Origin of the sequence: Pseudomonas sp. NPDC096950, from assembly GCF_044762525.1 — a bacterium.
Taxonomy (GTDB): Bacteria; Pseudomonadota; Gammaproteobacteria; order Pseudomonadales; family Pseudomonadaceae; genus Aquipseudomonas.
In genome coordinates, this window is sequence record NZ_JBIWEL010000017.1 from 107,536 (window position 1) to 123,662 (window position 16,127).

General features: G+C 61.2%; 17 protein-coding genes. 11 read left to right on the plus strand and 6 right to left on the minus strand.

What is annotated here, in order from left to right:
- Both lysA and ACIQY3_RS23545 read right to left on the minus strand, forming a co-directional pair.
- Nucleotides 1-1,248, minus strand: coding sequence for a diaminopimelate decarboxylase (gene lysA / locus ACIQY3_RS23540; protein ID WP_403024238.1), 1,248 nt, complete (start codon nt 1,246-1,248; stop codon nt 1-3).
- Between the two features lie 9 nt (nt 1,249-1,257).
- Nucleotides 1,258-1,434 carry a lipoprotein gene (locus tag ACIQY3_RS23545; RefSeq protein ID WP_403024241.1) on the minus strand — a complete coding sequence of 59 codons (177 nt, stop codon included), beginning with the start codon at nt 1,432-1,434 and terminating at the stop codon, nt 1,258-1,260.
- A 295-nt stretch (nt 1,435-1,729) separates the two neighbouring features.
- Between ACIQY3_RS23545 and cyaY the strand changes: the two genes are divergently transcribed.
- The 3 genes from cyaY (at nt 1,730) to rnk (ending at nt 2,980) form a co-directional block, all read left to right on the plus strand.
- Nucleotides 1,730-2,062, plus strand: coding sequence for an iron donor protein CyaY (gene cyaY / locus ACIQY3_RS23550; protein WP_017341439.1), 333 nt, complete (start codon nt 1,730-1,732; stop codon nt 2,060-2,062).
- 4 nt (nt 2,063-2,066) lie between these two features.
- Nucleotides 2,067-2,285, plus strand: coding sequence for a DUF1289 domain-containing protein (locus ACIQY3_RS23555; RefSeq protein WP_403024245.1), 219 nt, complete (start codon nt 2,067-2,069; stop codon nt 2,283-2,285).
- 284 nt (nt 2,286-2,569) lie between these two features.
- On the plus strand, nt 2,570-2,980 hold the full coding sequence (rnk, locus tag ACIQY3_RS23560; RefSeq protein WP_054048529.1) for a nucleoside diphosphate kinase regulator: 411 nt from the start codon (nt 2,570-2,572) through the stop codon (nt 2,978-2,980).
- Between the two features lie 6 nt (nt 2,981-2,986).
- Here the strand turns inward: rnk and ACIQY3_RS23565 are convergent, their stop codons facing one another.
- The 3 genes from ACIQY3_RS23565 to ACIQY3_RS23575 all read right to left on the minus strand — a co-directional run bounded on the left by ACIQY3_RS23565 (nt 2,987) and on the right by ACIQY3_RS23575 (nt 6,889).
- Nucleotides 2,987-5,833, minus strand: a complete 2,847-nt coding sequence (locus ACIQY3_RS23565; RefSeq protein WP_403024249.1) for a class I adenylate cyclase — start codon at nt 5,831-5,833, stop codon at nt 2,987-2,989.
- A 194-nt stretch (nt 5,834-6,027) separates the two neighbouring features.
- Nucleotides 6,028-6,273 (minus strand): TIGR02647 family protein, encoded by a 246-nt coding sequence (locus ACIQY3_RS23570; protein ID WP_054048532.1) that lies wholly within the window; start codon nt 6,271-6,273, stop codon nt 6,028-6,030.
- Between the two features lie 331 nt (nt 6,274-6,604).
- The gene (locus ACIQY3_RS23575; RefSeq protein WP_007894899.1) at nt 6,605-6,889 is read right to left on the minus strand and encodes a hypothetical protein; all 285 of its coding nucleotides are present in this window, start codon (nt 6,887-6,889) and stop codon (nt 6,605-6,607) included.
- Between the two features lie 124 nt (nt 6,890-7,013).
- Here ACIQY3_RS23575 and ACIQY3_RS23580 point away from each other — a divergent pair, with 124 nt between their 5' ends.
- Nucleotides 7,014-7,673 carry a glutathione S-transferase gene (locus ACIQY3_RS23580; RefSeq protein ID WP_403024253.1) on the plus strand — a complete coding sequence of 220 codons (660 nt, stop codon included), beginning with the start codon at nt 7,014-7,016 and terminating at the stop codon, nt 7,671-7,673.
- A gap of 130 nt (nt 7,674-7,803) precedes the next feature.
- Here the strand turns inward: ACIQY3_RS23580 and argH are convergent, their stop codons facing one another.
- Nucleotides 7,804-9,198: an argininosuccinate lyase gene (gene argH, locus ACIQY3_RS23585; protein ID WP_054048536.1), complete on the minus strand. Its 1,395-nt coding sequence runs from the start codon at nt 9,196-9,198 to the stop codon at nt 7,804-7,806.
- 460 nt (nt 9,199-9,658) lie between these two features.
- Between argH and ACIQY3_RS23590 the strand changes: the two genes are divergently transcribed.
- The 7 genes from ACIQY3_RS23590 (at nt 9,659) to ACIQY3_RS23620 (ending at nt 16,085) form a co-directional block, all read left to right on the plus strand.
- Nucleotides 9,659-10,405 carry a LytTR family DNA-binding domain-containing protein gene (locus ACIQY3_RS23590; RefSeq protein ID WP_123509692.1) on the plus strand — a complete coding sequence of 249 codons (747 nt, stop codon included), beginning with the start codon at nt 9,659-9,661 and terminating at the stop codon, nt 10,403-10,405.
- Nucleotides 10,406-10,543: 138 nt separating this feature from the next.
- The gene (gene hemC, locus ACIQY3_RS23595; RefSeq protein ID WP_403024258.1) at nt 10,544-11,485 is read left to right on the plus strand and encodes a hydroxymethylbilane synthase; all 942 of its coding nucleotides are present in this window, start codon (nt 10,544-10,546) and stop codon (nt 11,483-11,485) included.
- Nucleotides 11,482-12,249 carry a uroporphyrinogen-III synthase gene (locus ACIQY3_RS23600; protein ID WP_403024261.1) on the plus strand — a complete coding sequence of 256 codons (768 nt, stop codon included), beginning with the start codon at nt 11,482-11,484 and terminating at the stop codon, nt 12,247-12,249. The genes hemC and ACIQY3_RS23600 overlap by 4 nt, the downstream gene beginning before the upstream one ends.
- Nucleotides 12,250-12,265: 16 nt before the next feature.
- Nucleotides 12,266-13,408 carry a uroporphyrinogen-III C-methyltransferase gene (locus ACIQY3_RS23605; RefSeq protein WP_403024264.1) on the plus strand — a complete coding sequence of 381 codons (1,143 nt, stop codon included), beginning with the start codon at nt 12,266-12,268 and terminating at the stop codon, nt 13,406-13,408.
- Nucleotides 13,405-14,643: a heme biosynthesis protein HemY gene (locus ACIQY3_RS23610; protein ID WP_403024266.1), complete on the plus strand. Its 1,239-nt coding sequence runs from the start codon at nt 13,405-13,407 to the stop codon at nt 14,641-14,643. Before ACIQY3_RS23605 ends, ACIQY3_RS23610 begins: the two co-directional genes overlap by 4 nt.
- Nucleotides 14,644-14,897: 254 nt before the next feature.
- Nucleotides 14,898-15,449 carry a disulfide bond formation protein B gene (locus tag ACIQY3_RS23615; RefSeq protein ID WP_403024268.1) on the plus strand — a complete coding sequence of 184 codons (552 nt, stop codon included), beginning with the start codon at nt 14,898-14,900 and terminating at the stop codon, nt 15,447-15,449.
- A gap of 177 nt (nt 15,450-15,626) precedes the next feature.
- Nucleotides 15,627-16,085, plus strand: a complete 459-nt coding sequence (locus ACIQY3_RS23620) for an Rsd/AlgQ family anti-sigma factor (RefSeq protein WP_007899333.1) — start codon at nt 15,627-15,629, stop codon at nt 16,083-16,085.
- Nucleotides 16,086-16,127: the final 42 nt, after the last annotated feature.

Below are 16,127 nucleotides of genomic sequence, written 5' to 3' on the forward strand. Positions count from 1 at the left end.
TTACTCCGGCAGCAGGCTTTCGCCAGCAAACAACTCGGCTACCGTCTCACGGCGACGCACTTCAAATGCCTGATCACCGTCCACCAACACTTCGGCGGTACGCCCGCGGGTGTTGTAGTTGGAACTCATGACAAACCCGTAGGCACCGGCCGAATGCACGGCCAGCAAGTCGCCTTCTTCCAGGGCCAGTTCACGCTCCTTGGCCAGGAAGTCGCCGGTTTCGCAGATCGGCCCGACGATGTCGTAGGCGCGAGCTTCGGTATCACGCGGGTGCACGGCGGTGACGTCCATCCAGGCCTGGTACAGCGCCGGGCGGATCAGGTCGTTCATGGCCGCATCGACGATGGCGAAGTCTTTGTGCTCGGTGTGCTTGAGGTACTCGACCTGGGTCAGCAACACGCCGGCGTTGGCGACGATGTAGCGGCCCGGCTCGAACACCAGGGCCAGGTCGCGACCGTCGCAGCGCTCGCGCACGGCTTTAATGTAGTCGGCCACCAGTGGCGGCTCTTCATCGCGATAACGCACGCCGACGCCGCCACCGAGGTCGATGTGACGCAGGTAAATCCCGCATTCACCGAGACGATCGATCAAGCCCAGCAGGCGATCGAGGGCATCAAGGAACGGTGGCAGGCTGGTCAGTTGCGAGCCGATGTGGCAATCGACGCCCAGCACTTCCAGGTTCGGCAGCTGCGCGGCGCGGATGTACACGTCTTCGGCGTCGGCGATGGCGATGCCGAACTTGTTCTCTTTGAGACCGGTAGAAATGTACGGGTGGGTGCCGGCATCAACGTCCGGGTTCACCCGCAACGAGATCGGCGCGCGAACGCCCAGTTCGGCGGCGACCACCTGCAGGCGTTCCAGCTCATCGGTGGACTCGACGTTGAAGCAGTGCACGCCGACTTCCAGGGCGCGACGCATGTCTTCGCGGGTCTTGCCGACACCGGAGAACACAATCTTGTCGGCGCTGCCGCCAGCGGCCAGGACGCGTTCCAGTTCGCCACGGGAGACGATGTCGAAACCGGCGCCGAGACGGGCCAGGACATTCAGCACACCCAGGTTGGAGTTGGCCTTGACCGCGTAGCACACCAGGTGCGGCACGCCGGCCAGGGCATCGGCATACGCCAGGTACTGGGCTTCGATGTGGGCGCGGGAGTAGACGTAGGTCGGTGTGCCAAAGCGTTCGGCGATGGCAGACAGGGCAACACCTTCCGCGAACAGCTCACCGTCACGGTAATTAAAAGCGTCCATGGCGTTCCCTTATTGGTAGACGTCGTGCTTGTGTGCTTTAGAGGCAGGCGGCTTTTGCGAGGACTTGGCCTGCTCGGCAGGGTCCTGGTTTTCATCAGGCAGGTACAGCGGGCCTTTTTGACCACAAGCCGACACAAGACAGGCAACCGCGACGAGCGCAGCAAGGGAAGAGATCAGGCGCTTCATGGCGAAATCCTTGAAAATGCGTTAATTGCGCCGGAGTATACCGGCCACCCGGCAGCTTGCCTATGTAACGCGGCTCCCGTCCGGCGGGCCTTGGCCCGATGCCGGCAGTTATGTGCAATCCATTGTGGGAGCGGGCTTGCTCGCGAATGCGGTATGTCAGTCAACATTGATGTTGAATATGATGACCTTTTCGCGAGCAAGCTCGCTCCCACAGTCGTTATCCTTTGCAATCACCGGGGCTCGCCCGTATCTTGCGGCGCTTGAGCGTGATCAGACACTTTTTGAGGTTCCTGCAATGAGTTTGACCGAAGCCCGTTTCCACGACCTGGTCGATGCCACCCAGCAATCGCTGGAAGATATTTTCGACGAGAGTGACCTGGATATCGATCTGGAGAGCTCGGCCGGTGTGCTCACCGTCAAGTTCGAAAATGGCAGCCAGTTGATCTTCAGCCGCCAGGAGCCGTTGCGTCAGCTGTGGCTGGCGGCGGTGTCCGGCGGTTTCCACTTCGATTACGACGAAGAAAGCGAGCGCTGGATGTGCGACAAGAGCGAAGAGCAGTTGGGTGAAATGCTCGAGCGCATCGTCAAGCAGCAAGCCGGCGCTGAATTCGATTTCGAAGGCCTGTGAGATCGTGACCGAGCCTGTACCTGTTCGCCCGCCCAAGCCGCTTTACAGCAATATCAGCCCGGCGGTGCCTTCGCCGTGCAGCGGCGTGTGCCGGCTGGATGAGCAGAAAGTGTGCCTGGGCTGTTTTCGCCATGTCGAAGACATCCGTGAATGGCGCTCGGCCGACGACGACCGCCGTCGTGTCATCTGTGCCCAGGCTGCACACCGCAAAACTTCCGCCTGACCTAAAACCCTGTGGGAGCGGGCTTGCTCGCGAATGCGGTGTATCAGTCGACAACATCGCTGACTGTCACACCGCATTCGCGAGCAAGCCCGCTCCCACAAAGCCCCCTCTGAACCTGATCAAAATTTCCCCCCCCCATCGGGTCCGCCGCGACCTGGCTTGTATATTTATTGAGCTGTGATAGTGTCCAGAAACGCCTCAACCCATCGAGGCTCGTGAAAACCCCGCCTTTTTCTGGCGGGGTTTTGCTTTTTTTGTGCAGAAGAAAGGAGTCTGCCCGGATCATGACCGTACCTTCCATCACCCTTACCCGTCTGGACGTGCAACGTCTGGAGCGCCTGATCGACAGCCTGGATGACACGCTGCCGGGCGTTATCGCGCTGCAAACCGAACTGGATCGCGCCGATACACTGGTCGGTCACGATGAAGTGCCCGCCGATGTCGTGACCATGAATTCGCGCGTGCATTGCCGCGAAGAAATCAGCGGCAAGGACTACCACCTGACGCTGGTTTATCCCAAGGATGCCAATGCCGACGAAGGCAAGATTTCCATTCTGGCGCCGGTGGGTAGTGCCTTGCTCGGCCTGAAAGTCGGTCAGCATATCGACTGGCCGGCACCGGGCGGCAAGACGTTGAAACTGACGCTGCTGGAAGTTGAATCGCAGCCAGCCCATGGCGGCGACTTCCCGGAATAACTCCCCTCAGACCTGCTCGAGCGCTTCGTTCAATGCGCGCTCCAGGTCAGCCTTGTAGCGCAGATACAGATTGCTTGAACTCTGCCCATCACCGAGCAGGCCCGAGAGGTCCAGGTCGGTGATGTAGCAGCGATAGCGTTCCGTCTCGCGGCGCTGATCGATGATCTCCCGGGCGACCACGGTAAACAGCTGATCGCCAAACTCCAGCTCCGAAAACTCCCGCTGATTGCAATACAACGTGACCTGCACCTGGCCCGGTGCGGCTTTGCCGATGATCGCTTGCACGTCGTAGAACGGTTTGTTGACTGGCGTTTGCGGCGCCGGCCGCGCTTCGACCCGGCGCGCCCGCCCGGTGCCTGACGGCAATAGTTGGTAATACAACGTCTCGAGGCTCAGAGGCTGGGCGGCTTCCATCGGCAGCAAGGCGTCCCGGCGATACAGGATCGACTGCAGGAAACGTTGCAGCGGCACCAGCAGGCTTTGCTCGTCGTGGTAGGGCAGGCGCTGCTGCCACAACGCGTTGAACTCATCCAGCACGTACAGATCGGCCTGCTGTTCGTTGATCCGGTAGAACACCTGAATGCATTCGGGCTGGCCCATGGGCAACAGCAACGCGAGGTCCTGTTCTTCAAGGGCCATCGGGTCCAGATGCAGCGGGCTGTAGCTCGCCTGCTCTTCGCCCAGGTAGTCGAACAGCGCCGGCAGGGTGGCGAGGGCGATATGGTTGACCTGGCCGGGCACCAGTTCCAGCACGTGGTAATGCTGCTGCACCTGAATCAGATAGCGATGGTTGAGCTTGCTCAACAGCAGGTTCTGCGCGGTATCGATGATTTCTTCGACCCGCCGGGCGATGAACTGCGCGCGGTTGTGGCAGAAGCAACGGACCCGCAAGCGCGGTTGATCCAGGCCTTTGGGCAGGTTGTTGAGGTAATCGCGCAGGCAGTCGAGCAGCGCGTGAGGGCCGTCGTAGCGACTGACCAACACTTCGTTCCAGCTGTTGAGCGTGACCTGATCCAGGGTCAGCACCAGGTTTTCCCGCACGCCGGCGTAGCTCAGGGAGTCGGTGCGCTCGGTGGTCATCAGGATATTCAGGTCGCGGTGATGCTTGAGCGGATCGACGCCGACGTTCACCAGGATCAGCACTTCGCTCGGCACGGCGGCCCGCAGCAACGGTTCCTCGGCAACGGTGGTCAGTGGCAGGGCGACGCTTTGCTGCAGGCTGCCGAGCAGGTTGAACAGTTCGAACTCGCTCAAATCGCTGGTACCGGGGTGCAAGGCCAGGCGGGTGCTGCTGTCGATCACGCCGTTGCGGTGGCACCAGGTCAGCAGCTCCAGCAATTGGCGGCTGCGTTTGATCGGCGCGAAATGCTCCCACTCATGGGCGTTCAGGCTGCCGTTGTATAAACCCCATTGGGTTTGCCCCGGTTCTTTCTTGTTCGGCGCCTGCACCAGGGTCAGGGTGTCTTCGGCCAGATCCGGGGCGATGCCCGGGTTGATGAACTCGACCTTGTCAGCCTTGCGCTCGAACGCCGCGTACAGCCGCCGACCGAGCACATTGAGGTCACGCTTATTGATCAGGCTGACAGTTTGCTCGGTACGGGCAAACTGGGTCAGGAAGCGGTAGCTGTAATTCAGTTCGTTGACCAGGGCCCGGCGTTCGGCGCTGACCTGGCGGACTTTCCACTGGCTGCGGCTGTCGAGCAGCGCCAGTTGCCGCTGATCCCAGTGCCATTCGCTGGCCAGGCGTTCCAGCAGCGAACGCTGCCAACTCGCGGTACGACTGTTACTGCCGGTGAGCTTGCGATTGACCTTCAGGTACAGCGCACGGCGCACCAGTTCCAGGCGCTCCGGTTCGCCCCGGGCGGTCAGGTATTCCTCGATACGCCGGTAGACCACGATGTACGGGTCCAGCTCATCAAGGTCCAGCCGATTGGCGAACACTGCCTGTTTGAAGCGCAGGCTCAGGCAATGGACCTTGGGGTGTTCGCTGGCGTAGACCTCGATCAGCAACAGCTTGAGCACCGACTTGTAGGGCGACTCGATGCCCTTGAACAATTGCCAGAGCCCGGCGCCGATGAATTCTCCCGGCGGGATGTGCGCCAGGTGCCCCAGGTCCAGGGTTTCGTCGGCGCGGATAAAGCGCTTGGAAATCAGTGTGTGGGTGTACTGGAGATAACCCGCCTCTTCGTAGACCGGCACCAGCCACCAGATCGGCGTGCGCCCCGCCAGCCAGATCGCGGTGCGATAGAACTCATCCAGCAGTAAGTAGTGCTGGGTGGTGCCGCAGTCTTCCGAACTCAGTTGCGTATCCCGCTCTCCGTGCATGAAGCGGGTCGGGTCGATCAGGAAGAAATGCGCCTCGGCGCCCTGGCTCGCGGCCCAGGTTTCGAGCAACTGGCACTTTTTGCGCAACTCGGTGAGTTCGCTATCGCTCAAGTCCGGGCCGTGGCACACCCACACGTCCATGTCGCTCTGGTCAGCCTGGGCCAGAGTGCCAAGGCTGCCCATCAGGAACAGACCATGAATCGGTCGCGGCGGATTGCTGCCGTGGCGTGGCTTATAGGAAAACGAACGGGTCAGGCGCTGGGCTTCGGCGAGGGTGGTGTTATCGGGCTCGTAATTCGACAACCCGGCCGGCGTGCTGCCGGAAACGTAACCGGGCAACAGCGGGTGATTGACGTGGAAGAACAGCGGCAGCAGGGTCAACACCCCTTGCTGGCGCGTCGACAACCCTTCCATGGCGCGGGCCATGCGGCCTTCGTTGAGTTTCAGAAAACGGGCGCGCAGCTGACTGAGAACCTTGCGGTCGATTCCCTCGTCCAGATCGGGGCGGATTTCATGGGTGCGGGTCATGTCAGCTCAAACCGGCTCGCGAAGCGCGGACGTAGGTGTCTGCGGATGAGGGGCAGTTTAGCGCCTCGGCCCCGGGACTTTTAAGCTGTATTTGTATTTCTGGCGTCAAATTTCTATCGCCAGGCGACGACAGGTGATCGAGTGTGCCCGCGGAAATCCCGTAGCCGGGGTTCCCGTGGGCGATGCAGGGGGATTCAGGCTGTTTCTTGTACGGTCAGGATGGTCAGCACGGTTTGCACATTTTGCGCGGCGTCACGGCCCAGGCTGGTCAGGTAACCGCCATCGGGCTGGGTGATCAGTTCTTTGTCGAACAGGCGTTGGGCGGCGGCAATGGCCTTAGGGGCAGCGGTCTGATGAATTTTCAAACCTTCCTGGGAACTGTCCAGGTTGAAGAGGGCAAGGATTTCCAGTTCGGCAACCAACTCAGGGGTAAGCGACATAAGGACTCCAGACTTTCTAGGAATTAGACGACAGCGTCCCTAAGGTGAGCCCACTCGTGCGGCATGTCCAGTGCTGGCAGCAGGGTTTTTTCGCCTCGGGAAACATTCCCCGGCGGGTGGTGCGGCGGCGGGGTGTTACCAGTGTAGACAGGGTCTGCAGAAAGGCAGGAAGGATGGGTGACAAATTGTGTTTGTGGCGAGGGGGCTTGCCTGTGGCGAGGGAGCTTGCTCCCGTTCGGCTGCGAAGCAGTCGCAAAGTTTTTGGGGCCGCTGCGCGACCCAGCGGGAGCAAGCCCCTCGCCACAGAAGCCCGCTCCCACAGGGGATTCGCTTACTTCTTCTCTGGCGGCAGCTCTGGCAACGCGCGCAGGGCGGTTTCGTACCATTCGGTGTTGAACGCGCGGTCTTCTTCGAGGATCGCGTCAATTTCCACGGCCAGCACATGGGCCATCAGGTTGAGGATTTCTTCCCGCTCGTAACCCACCAGGGTCAGCTTGTTGAACGTCGCTTTGGCAGCCGGTGGGTTGTCGCTTTCGATCTGGTTTTCAATCGCTTCGATCAGGGTGTTCTCGGCGAATTCTTCTTCGTCGATCTCGATGTCTGTTGGCTCGCTCATGGCAGGCTCCTCAAGTTAAGGCGGGCAGTTTACCTGCATTCAGCGCTGTGATGCTGCTGGCAAGAAACGCCCGGGCGTTCTATAAACAGGCACTGCCCACCCCGCACGGCCTGGAGGCTTTGTGATGCTCAAGCTTTATGGATTTTCCGTCAGCAACTACTACAACATGGTGAAACTGGCGCTGCTGGAGAAAGGACTGCCGTTCGAAGAAGTCGTGTTCTACCCGGGGCCGAGCCCCGAGGCACTGGCCATCAGCCCGCGCGGCAAGGTGCCGGTGCTGGGCGTCGATCAAGGGTTCATCAACGAAACCAGCGTGATCCTCGAATACCTCGAACAAAGCCAGAAAGGTACGCCGCTGCTGTCGAGCGAGCCCTTTGAGCGAGCGCAGGCCCTGGCGCTGGCCAAGGAAATCGAGCTGTACATCGAACTGCCGGGCCGCGCCTGCTACGCCGAAGCCTTCTTCGGTATGACCTTGCCGGACGCGATCAAGGACAAGACCAAAGCCGAATTGCTGCTGGGCTTTGCCTCGCTGGGCAGGCACGGCAAGTTCGCCCCGTATGTGGCGGGTGACAGCCTGAGCATTGCGGATTTGTATTTCCTCTACAGCGTGCCACTGGCCTGTGCGGTCGGGCAGAAGCTGTTCGGGATCGACCTGTTGGCCGAGATGCCAGCGGCCAAGGCGTTGCTGGAACGTCTGGAGCAGAACCCGCATGTGCCGCGGATTGCGGCGGACAAGGAAGCGGCGATGCCAGCGTTTTTGGCGATGGTCGCGTCCAAGAAGTAGGTTTTTTAGCGTCTTCAAGACCGCTTTCGCGAGCAGGCTCGCTCCCACAGTGGATCTTTGGTGTTCACCTATTTTGTGTTCACCATCAATCTAATGTGGGAGCGAGCCTGCTCGCGAAGCTTTTAGCGATTTAGCGGCTAGCCAACAAAGCCTGTCCGCGCGCCACTGCCTGCTTGACCTGTGCCGGCGCAGTCCCGCCGATATGGTCACGGGCATTCACCGAGCCTTCCAGGGTCAGTACGGCGAAGACGTCCTGATCGATCTGGTCGCTGAACTTGCGCAGTTCTTCCAGGCTCATTTCCGCCAGGTCCTTGCCGCTTTCCACGCCGTACTTCACCGCATGACCAACGATTTCGTGGCAGTCACGGAACGGCAGGCCACGGCGCACCAGGTAGTCCGCCAGGTCGGTGGCGGTGGAGAAACCGCGCAGCGCCGCTTCGCGCATCATCGCGTGTTTTGGCTTGATCGCCGGGATCATGTCGGCAAAGGCCCGCAGCGAGTCGCGCAGGGTGTCGGCGGCATCGAAAAGCGGCTCTTTGTCTTCCTGGTTGTCCTTGTTGTAGGCCAGCGGTTGGCCCTTCATCAAGGTCAGCAGGCCCATCAGTGCGCCGAAGACGCGACCGGTCTTGCCGCGAACCAGCTCTGGCACGTCCGGGTTTTTCTTTTGCGGCATGATCGAGCTGCCGGTGCAGAAACGGTCCGGCAGATCGATGAACTGGAATTGCGCACTGGTCCACAGCACCAGTTCTTCGGAGAAACGCGACAAGTGCATCATCGCGATGCTCGCGGCCGAGCAGAACTCGATAGCGAAGTCACGATCGGACACGTTGTCCAGGGAGTTGCCGCCGACGGCGTCGAAGCCCAGCAACTGAGCCGTGAACTCACGGTCGATCGGGTAGGTAGTTCCCGCCAGCGCGGCGCTGCCCAGTGGCATGCGGTTGGTGCGCTTGCGGCAGTCCACCAAGCGCTCGTAGTCGCGGCTGAGCATTTCGAACCAGGCCAGCATGTGGTGCCCGAAAGTCACTGGCTGGGCGGTTTGCAGGTGGGTGAAGCCCGGCATGATGCTGCCGGCTTCGCGCTCGGCCTGCTCCAGCAGACCTTGTTGCAGGCGGGTGATTTCCGCCAGGATCAGGTCGATCTCGTCACGCAGCCACAGGCGGATGTCGGTGGCCACCTGGTCGTTACGGCTACGGCCGGTGTGCAGCTTTTTACCGGTCACGCCGATGCGGTCGGTCAGGCGCGCCTCGATGTTCATGTGCACGTCTTCGAGGTCGATGCGCCAGTCGAACTGGCCGGCCTCGATTTCACCCTGGATGGTCTTCAGGCCATCGGTGATGCTGTCGCGCTCGGCATCGGTCAGCACGCCGACCTTGGCCAGCATGGTGGCGTGGGCGATCGAGCCCATGATGTCGTGGCGGTAGAGGCGCTGGTCGAAAGTGACGGAGGCGGTGAAGCGGGCGACGAAGGCGTCGACGGGTTCACTGAAGCGGCCGCCCCAGGACTGATTGGTCTTGTCAGTGCTCATGAATTCGCTCGTATCGGCTTGAAGAAAGTTGGCGTTGAACGCTGTGGCGGATAATAACAGGGTTGCCAATCCTGTCGCTGACACTGGTCGATACGTTTTTTTCTCATGCGTCGGACCATACTCCGGGCAATGTCTGAAGGAATTGCGCAACGATATTTTTCATTTGAGCAATATCGCGCCGGCAACCGTCTACAGTTGGACAGTAGGAACAGCGCACTTCTGTGCGTTGCCGCTGCCTATAAAAAGAGGGGGTGTTCGTATTGTGTATCAGCAAACCCTACGGCGATGCCTCGCCAACGCGGGCCTGGGCCGCCAATCGCCCGGCAGATGAAAATTTAGCCGCCGGTCTCGCGGCACTTTTTGGCCCTCGCGCCAGTCTTAGCGTGGATCGCGGTGACGGATGTCACTTCACCTGTCTACGCTATCCTTGTGCGAGACTCACGCAGGAATCCAGCGCAATATGAATGTCCTGATCGTTGATGACGAACCCCTAGCCCGCGAGCGCCTGAGCCGAATGGTCGGCGAACTCGAGGGATACAGTGTCATGGAGCCCGGCGCCACGAACGGCGAAGAGGCGCTGGCGCTGATCGACAGCCACAAGCCGGATATCGTGTTGCTCGATATCCGCATGCCGGGCCTCGATGGCCTGCAAGTGGCTGCACGATTGTGCGAACGCGAAACACCGCCCGCCGTGGTGTTTTGCGCCGGCCCCGATGAATTCGCCGTGGAAGCCTTGCAGGCCAGCGGCGTGGGTTACCTGGTCAAGCCAGTGCGAACCGAATTGTTGCTTGAGGCCTTGAAGAAGGCCGAGCGACCCAATCGGGTCCAGCTCGCCGCCCTGACGCGCCCGGCTGCCGAAACCGGCAGCGGCCCCCGCAGCCACATCAGTGCCCGCACCCGCAAAGGTATTGAGCTGATCCCGTTGGGTCAGGTGGTCTACTTCATTGCCGACCACAAATACGTGACCTTGCGCCACGAAGGCGGCGAAGTGTTGCTGGATGAACCGCTCAAGGCGCTTGAAGACGAATTCGGCGACCGTTTCGTGCGGATCCACCGCAATGCTCTGGTCGCCCGCGAACGCATCGAACGCTTGCAACGCACGCCCCTGGGACACTTCCAGTTGTTCCTCAAAGGCCTCAATGGCGATGCACTGATAGTCAGCCGCCGTCACGTGGCGGGTGTCCGCAAGATGATGCAACAGCTTTAATCCGCCGTTCACAGGCGGATCCTGCACCCGATTGCCGGACGTTGAGGGCCAGGGAGGCCGAGCAGTTCCTGATACAAGTCAAAGTGGATTTGGCTGAGCTGTTATTATCCGCCGTATCTATTCAGTACGGATTGATCCATGTCCTCTCGCGAAATCCGCATCGCCACCCGTAAAAGTGCGTTGGCCCTCTGGCAGGCCGAATACGTCAAAGCTCGCTTGGAACAAGCCCATCCGGGCCTGTTGGTGACGCTGGTGCCCATGGTCAGTCGCGGCGACAAGCTGCTCGACTCGCCCCTCTCGAAAATCGGCGGCAAGGGCCTGTTCGTCAAGGAACTGGAAACCGCGCTGCTGGAAAACGAAGCCGATATCGCCGTGCACTCGATGAAAGACGTGCCGATGGACTTCCCCGAAGGCCTCGGTCTGTTCTGCATCTGCGAGCGCGAAGACCCGCGCGACGCCTTCGTTTCCAACACCTACGCCAGCCTGGATGAGTTGCCCCAGGGCAGCATCGTCGGCACGTCGAGCCTGCGCCGCCAGGCCCAGTTGCTGACCCGTCGACCGGACCTGGAAATCCGCTTCCTGCGCGGCAACGTCAACACGCGCCTGGCCAAGCTCGACGCCGGCGAATACGACGCCATCATCCTCGCCGCGGCGGGTTTGATTCGCCTGGGCTTCGAAGACCGCATCACCTCGGCCATCAGCGTCGACGACAGCCTGCCGGCCGGTGGTCAGGGCGCGGTCGGGATCGAATGCCGCAGCGTCGACAGCGAAATCCACGCCTTGTTGGTGCCGCTGCATCACCAGGACACCGCCACCCGCGTCACCGCCGAACGTGCCCTCAACAAACATCTGAATGGCGGCTGCCAGGTGCCGATCGCGTGCTACGCCGTGCTCGAAGGCGAGCAGATCTGGTTGCGTGGTCTGGTGGGCGATCCGAGCGGTGGCCTGCTGCTCAACGCCGAGGCCCGAGCGCCGCGCAGTGACGCCGAGTCCCTGGGTGTGCAGGTCGCCGAAGACCTGCTGAACCAGGGTGCCGGCGACATTCTGAAAGCGGTCTACGGCGAGGCAGGTCACGAGTGACTGGCTGGCGACTGCTGCTGACGCGCCCCGCAGATGAGTCGGCGGCGCTGAGCAGCGTGTTGGCCGAGAGCGGGATTTTCAGCAGCTGCCTGCCGCTTTTGGAGATCGAGCCGATTGCCGCCTCTGACACAATGCGCTGGGTGATCCGGGAACTGGATCGCTACTGCGCGGTAATCGTGGTGAGCAAACCGGCGGCCCGGTTCGGGATCGATCTGCTCAACAGGCAATGGCCGCAGCCACCGTTGTTGAAGTGGTTCACAGTGGGTGCCGCGACTGCGCAAATCCTCGAGGATTTCGGGCTCGATGTGAGCTTCCCGGTTGATGGCGATGACAGCGAAGCCTTGCTGGATCTTCCGGTATTGCGCGAGGCTATTGCCCGGCCCGATCCGCGGGTGTTGATCATGCGCGGGGAGGGTGGGCGCGAGTTGCTGGCTGAGCGTTTGCGCGAGCTTGGTGCTAGTGTCGAGTATCTGGAGTTGTACCGTCGTGGCCTGCCGCAGTACGCGACGACTGCACTGCCGGACCGGATTGAAGCGGAACGCTTGAACGGGCTGGTGGTCAGCAGTGGACAGGGTTTCGAGCACCTGCACCAGTTGGCCGGCGATGCCTGGCCGCGTTTGGCGCAGTTGCCGTTGTTTGTTCCAAGCCCAAGGGTCGCCGAGCTGGCACGTGCCGCCGGGGCTCAAACAGTTGTGGATTGTCGTGGCGCGAGTGCCACGGCTTTGCTGACGGCGTTACGGGAGCAACCCGTACCCGTTCTCTAATGCAAAGGATGGATACGTGAGCGAAACAGTCTTGCCTAAAGATGACGTGCAGCCGGTGCTTGATGCGCCTGTTGAAACTCCACCACCTGCTGCGGTGCAGCGTAGAGGCAATGGACTCGCAATCGTCGCCCTGTTGCTGGGCGCTGCCGGCGTTGCCGTTGGCGGCTGGGGTGTCTGGCAGGTGCGTCACCTGCAGGCCAGTACCCAGCAGCAATTGAGCGAAGTCCAGGCGCTGAACGATCAGGCTCAGAGCCTCAAGCTCAATGATCAACGCCTGACTGCGCGCCTCGAACAACTGCCGGCCGCCGATGAGCTGGAAGACCGTCGCCGCTTGGTGACGCAGCTGCAGGGCGATCAGCAACGCCTGAATCAGAAATTGGAAACCGTCCTCGGCGCCAGCCGCAAGGATTGGCGCCTGGCCGAGGCTGAGCATCTGTTGCGTCTGGCCAGCCTGCGTCTTTCCGCATTACAGGACATCAGCAGCGCCCAGGCCCTGGTGCAGGGCGCCGACGAAATTCTCCGGGAACAGAACGACCCCGGCGCTTTCGCCGCTCGCGAGCAAGTGGCCAAGACCCTGCTGGCGCTGCGCAGCACCGAGCAGCCGGACCGTACCGGGTTGTTCCTGAAACTGGGTGCGTTGCGCGATCAGGTGATCAATCTCACCGAGCTGGCGCCGGAGTACAAGGACCGTGGCGAATCCCTGTTGGGCCTGACCGCCGATGGCGACGGCGCCAGCCGTTGGGCGCAATGGTGGGACGAGGTCTCGCGCTACATCCGCATCGACTTCAATGCCGACAAGAATGTCCGCCCGTTGCTGGCCGGGCAGAGCCTGAGCCAGGTGCGCCTGGCCTTGAGCCTGGCGCTGGAGCAGGCCCAGTGGGCTGCGCTCAATGGCCAGGCGTCGGTGTATACCCAGGCGCTGACCGAGGCGCGGGATGTGCTCAAGGGTAATTTCAACCCGGACAACCCGCAGAGCAAAGTGATGCTTGAACAGGTTGCAGATCTGGGCACACAACCGGTCACCGTTATCACGCCGGACCTGACCGGCACGCTGAGCGCGGTCCAGGCGTACCTGGAACGGCGCAATGTCAGCGCCGAGGATTCGATCAAGCCGCTGGCCAAACCTGCCGCGAACACTGCGCAGGAGGCCACGCCATGAAACGCCTCTACGTGATCCTGTTCCTGGTCATCGCTGCCGCCGCAGTGCTGGGGCTGGCGATCGCCGAGCATTCCGGCTACGTGCTGATCGCCTATAAAAGCTTCCGCTATGAGTCGAGCCTGTGGGCGACCCTGGCCTTGGTGGCAGTGCTCTGGCTGGTGTTCTGGGGCATCAAGGCGTTGGTCGAGCTGGTGACGACGTCCGGCGGCGTGGTCAATCCATGGTCCCGGCGCAATCGCAGTCGCCGGGTGCAAGTGGCGATCGAACATGGTCAGCTGGATTTGGCCGAAGGCCGTTGGGCCAGCGCCCAGCGTCATCTGCATCGAGCGGCTGAAGCCGAGCGCCAGCCGCTGCTGTACTACCTCGGCGCGGCCCGCGCCGCCAACGAACAAGGTCTCTACGAGGAATGCGACAAGCTGCTGGAGCGTGCGCTTGATCGCCAGCCCCAGGCCGAGTTGGCGATTGCCTTGAGTCACGCGCAGTTGCAGACCGATCGCGGCGACACCGACGGCGCCCTGGCGACCCTGGAAGCCATGCACGAGCGTCATCCGCATAACGTGCAGACCTTGCGTCAGTTGCAGCGCCTGCATCAGCAGCGGGGCGACTGGTCGGCGGTAATTCGCCTGTTGCCCGAACTGCGCAAGGACAAAGTGCTGCCCCCGGCGGAACTGGTTGAACTGGAGCGTCGCGCCTGGGGCGAAAACCTCAGCCTGGCGGCCCATCGTGAAGAAGACGGCACGGTCGGGTTGCAGTCGCTCACCCGCGCCTGGCAGCAACTCAGCAATGCGCAACGCCAGGAGCCGCAACTGGTGTTGGCCTATGCCGAGCAGTTGCGGCAACTGGGCGCACAGGTCGAAGCCGAAGAGATTCTGCGTGCAGCGCTCAAGCGCAAGTACGACAGTCATTTGGCGCGCCTCTACGGGTTGGTGCGCGGCAGCGATCCGGCGCGGCAGTTGCAAACCGCCGAAGGCTGGCTCAAGGATCACCCGGCTGACCCGAGTCTGTTGCTGACCCTGGGTCGCCTGTGCCTGCAAAGCAGCCTGTGGGGCAAGGCCCGGGATTATCTGGAAAGCAGCCTGCGCATGCAGCGTAACCCGGAAGCCTGTGCGGAACTGGCCAGGCTGCTGGCGCAACTGGGCGATACGGAGCGCAGTAACCAGTTGTTCCAGGAAGGCCTTGGGTTGTTGGACGAACGTCTGCTGGCGGCGCCGTTGCCAGTACCGGTTCGCGCCTGATCACCGCAACCCTGTGGGAGCCTTGTCTGACTGATTTAGGGCAAGCTCCCACACCATAAAACGTGCGCTCAGTCCTTTGTGTTGATCTCGTGTAATCCCTCATCGGCATCGTCCTACAAGGGACTACTTCGAATCCTCTCGATCCTGTCGGGAATTCCCTACACCTCTGGTGAAGTGTCCGTGGTGGCCTGCCTTGAAAGGCTGGCGCGCTTTCCTCTACCGTAACCGCCTGTCTCTACTGTTACGGATTAGCCATGTCTTTGGCCTGCTCACGCTCCTTGTTTTTCATGGCTTTCACCGCAAGTGCCCTGGTCTTGGGCGTTTCCTATTACCTGGAATACGTCGTCGGGCTCAAACCTTGCGGGTTGTGTTTGTTGCAACGGCTTTGCCTGACACTGCTCATGGTTGTTTGCCTGGCGGCGTCGGTGCATGGCCCACAGCGGTTCGGTTCTTTCGTCTATTGGCTGCTGGGGTCGTCCGCCAGCCTGGGCGGGACGGTCGCGGCATGGCGACAGGTGTTGTTGCAGAGCGATCCGCAGGCGCAACTCTCGTCGTGTTCGCCCAATCTGGATGGCTTGTTCGCAAACATGCCCTGGGTGTGCGCCGTGCAACGGTTGCTCAAGGGCACTGCCGATTGCGCCGAGATTTCATGGACGCTGTTTGACTTGAGCATCCCGGAATGGAGCCTGCTGTTCTTCGTCGCGATGCTGATCCTGGGGATTTATCAGCTGCTGCGCCTTGTCTGGATCGCCTGTCAGCGACCGCCCAGCGGCGAGTCGTCGCACCGGGCCATGGCAGGCGATTAAACACTTGTATGAACTTTATCTCCTGCGTACCTTGAAGCCATTGTCGTGCGGGCATAATCTGGCCCGCACGTGTCATTGGATTTATGTTGCTCGATGACGCTCTGCCTGGCCGATTCTTGATCTTCAAGGGTGCGACAGGTGTGGAGCAGCATGACCCACAAGGGAAGAGAGATCACCATGCTCGAAAGTTGTCAGAATGCTCAGGAACGCTGGGGTGGAGTGCATCTGCTGATCGACCGCTGGTTGCAGGAGCGTCACGAACTGGTTCGGGCCTATGATGCTCTCGGCGCCAAGCCTGAGGCTCTGGGCGAAAACCGAAAGCCGCTGCAGGAATTCTGCGGCGTGCTGGTCGATTACGTATCGGCGGGGCATTTCGAGATCTACGAACAGCTCACCGGTGAAGCCAAGGCCTTTGGCGACACTCGTGGTCTCGAGCTGGCCGAGACAATCTACCCGCGCATCGACGTCATCACCGAGAAGCTGCTCGCGTTCAATGACCTGTGTGATGCAGGCAAGTGTGTCGCGGAAAAATTCAAGGAGCTGGGTGGCCTGTTGCATGAACGCTTCGAACTGGAAGATTGCCTGATCGAAGTGCTGCACACCGCTCACAAGGAAGAGGATTCGGTTCAGGCCTGAATCTCTTCCGTGCAAGACCCAAAAAACGGTGCGCTATGCGCG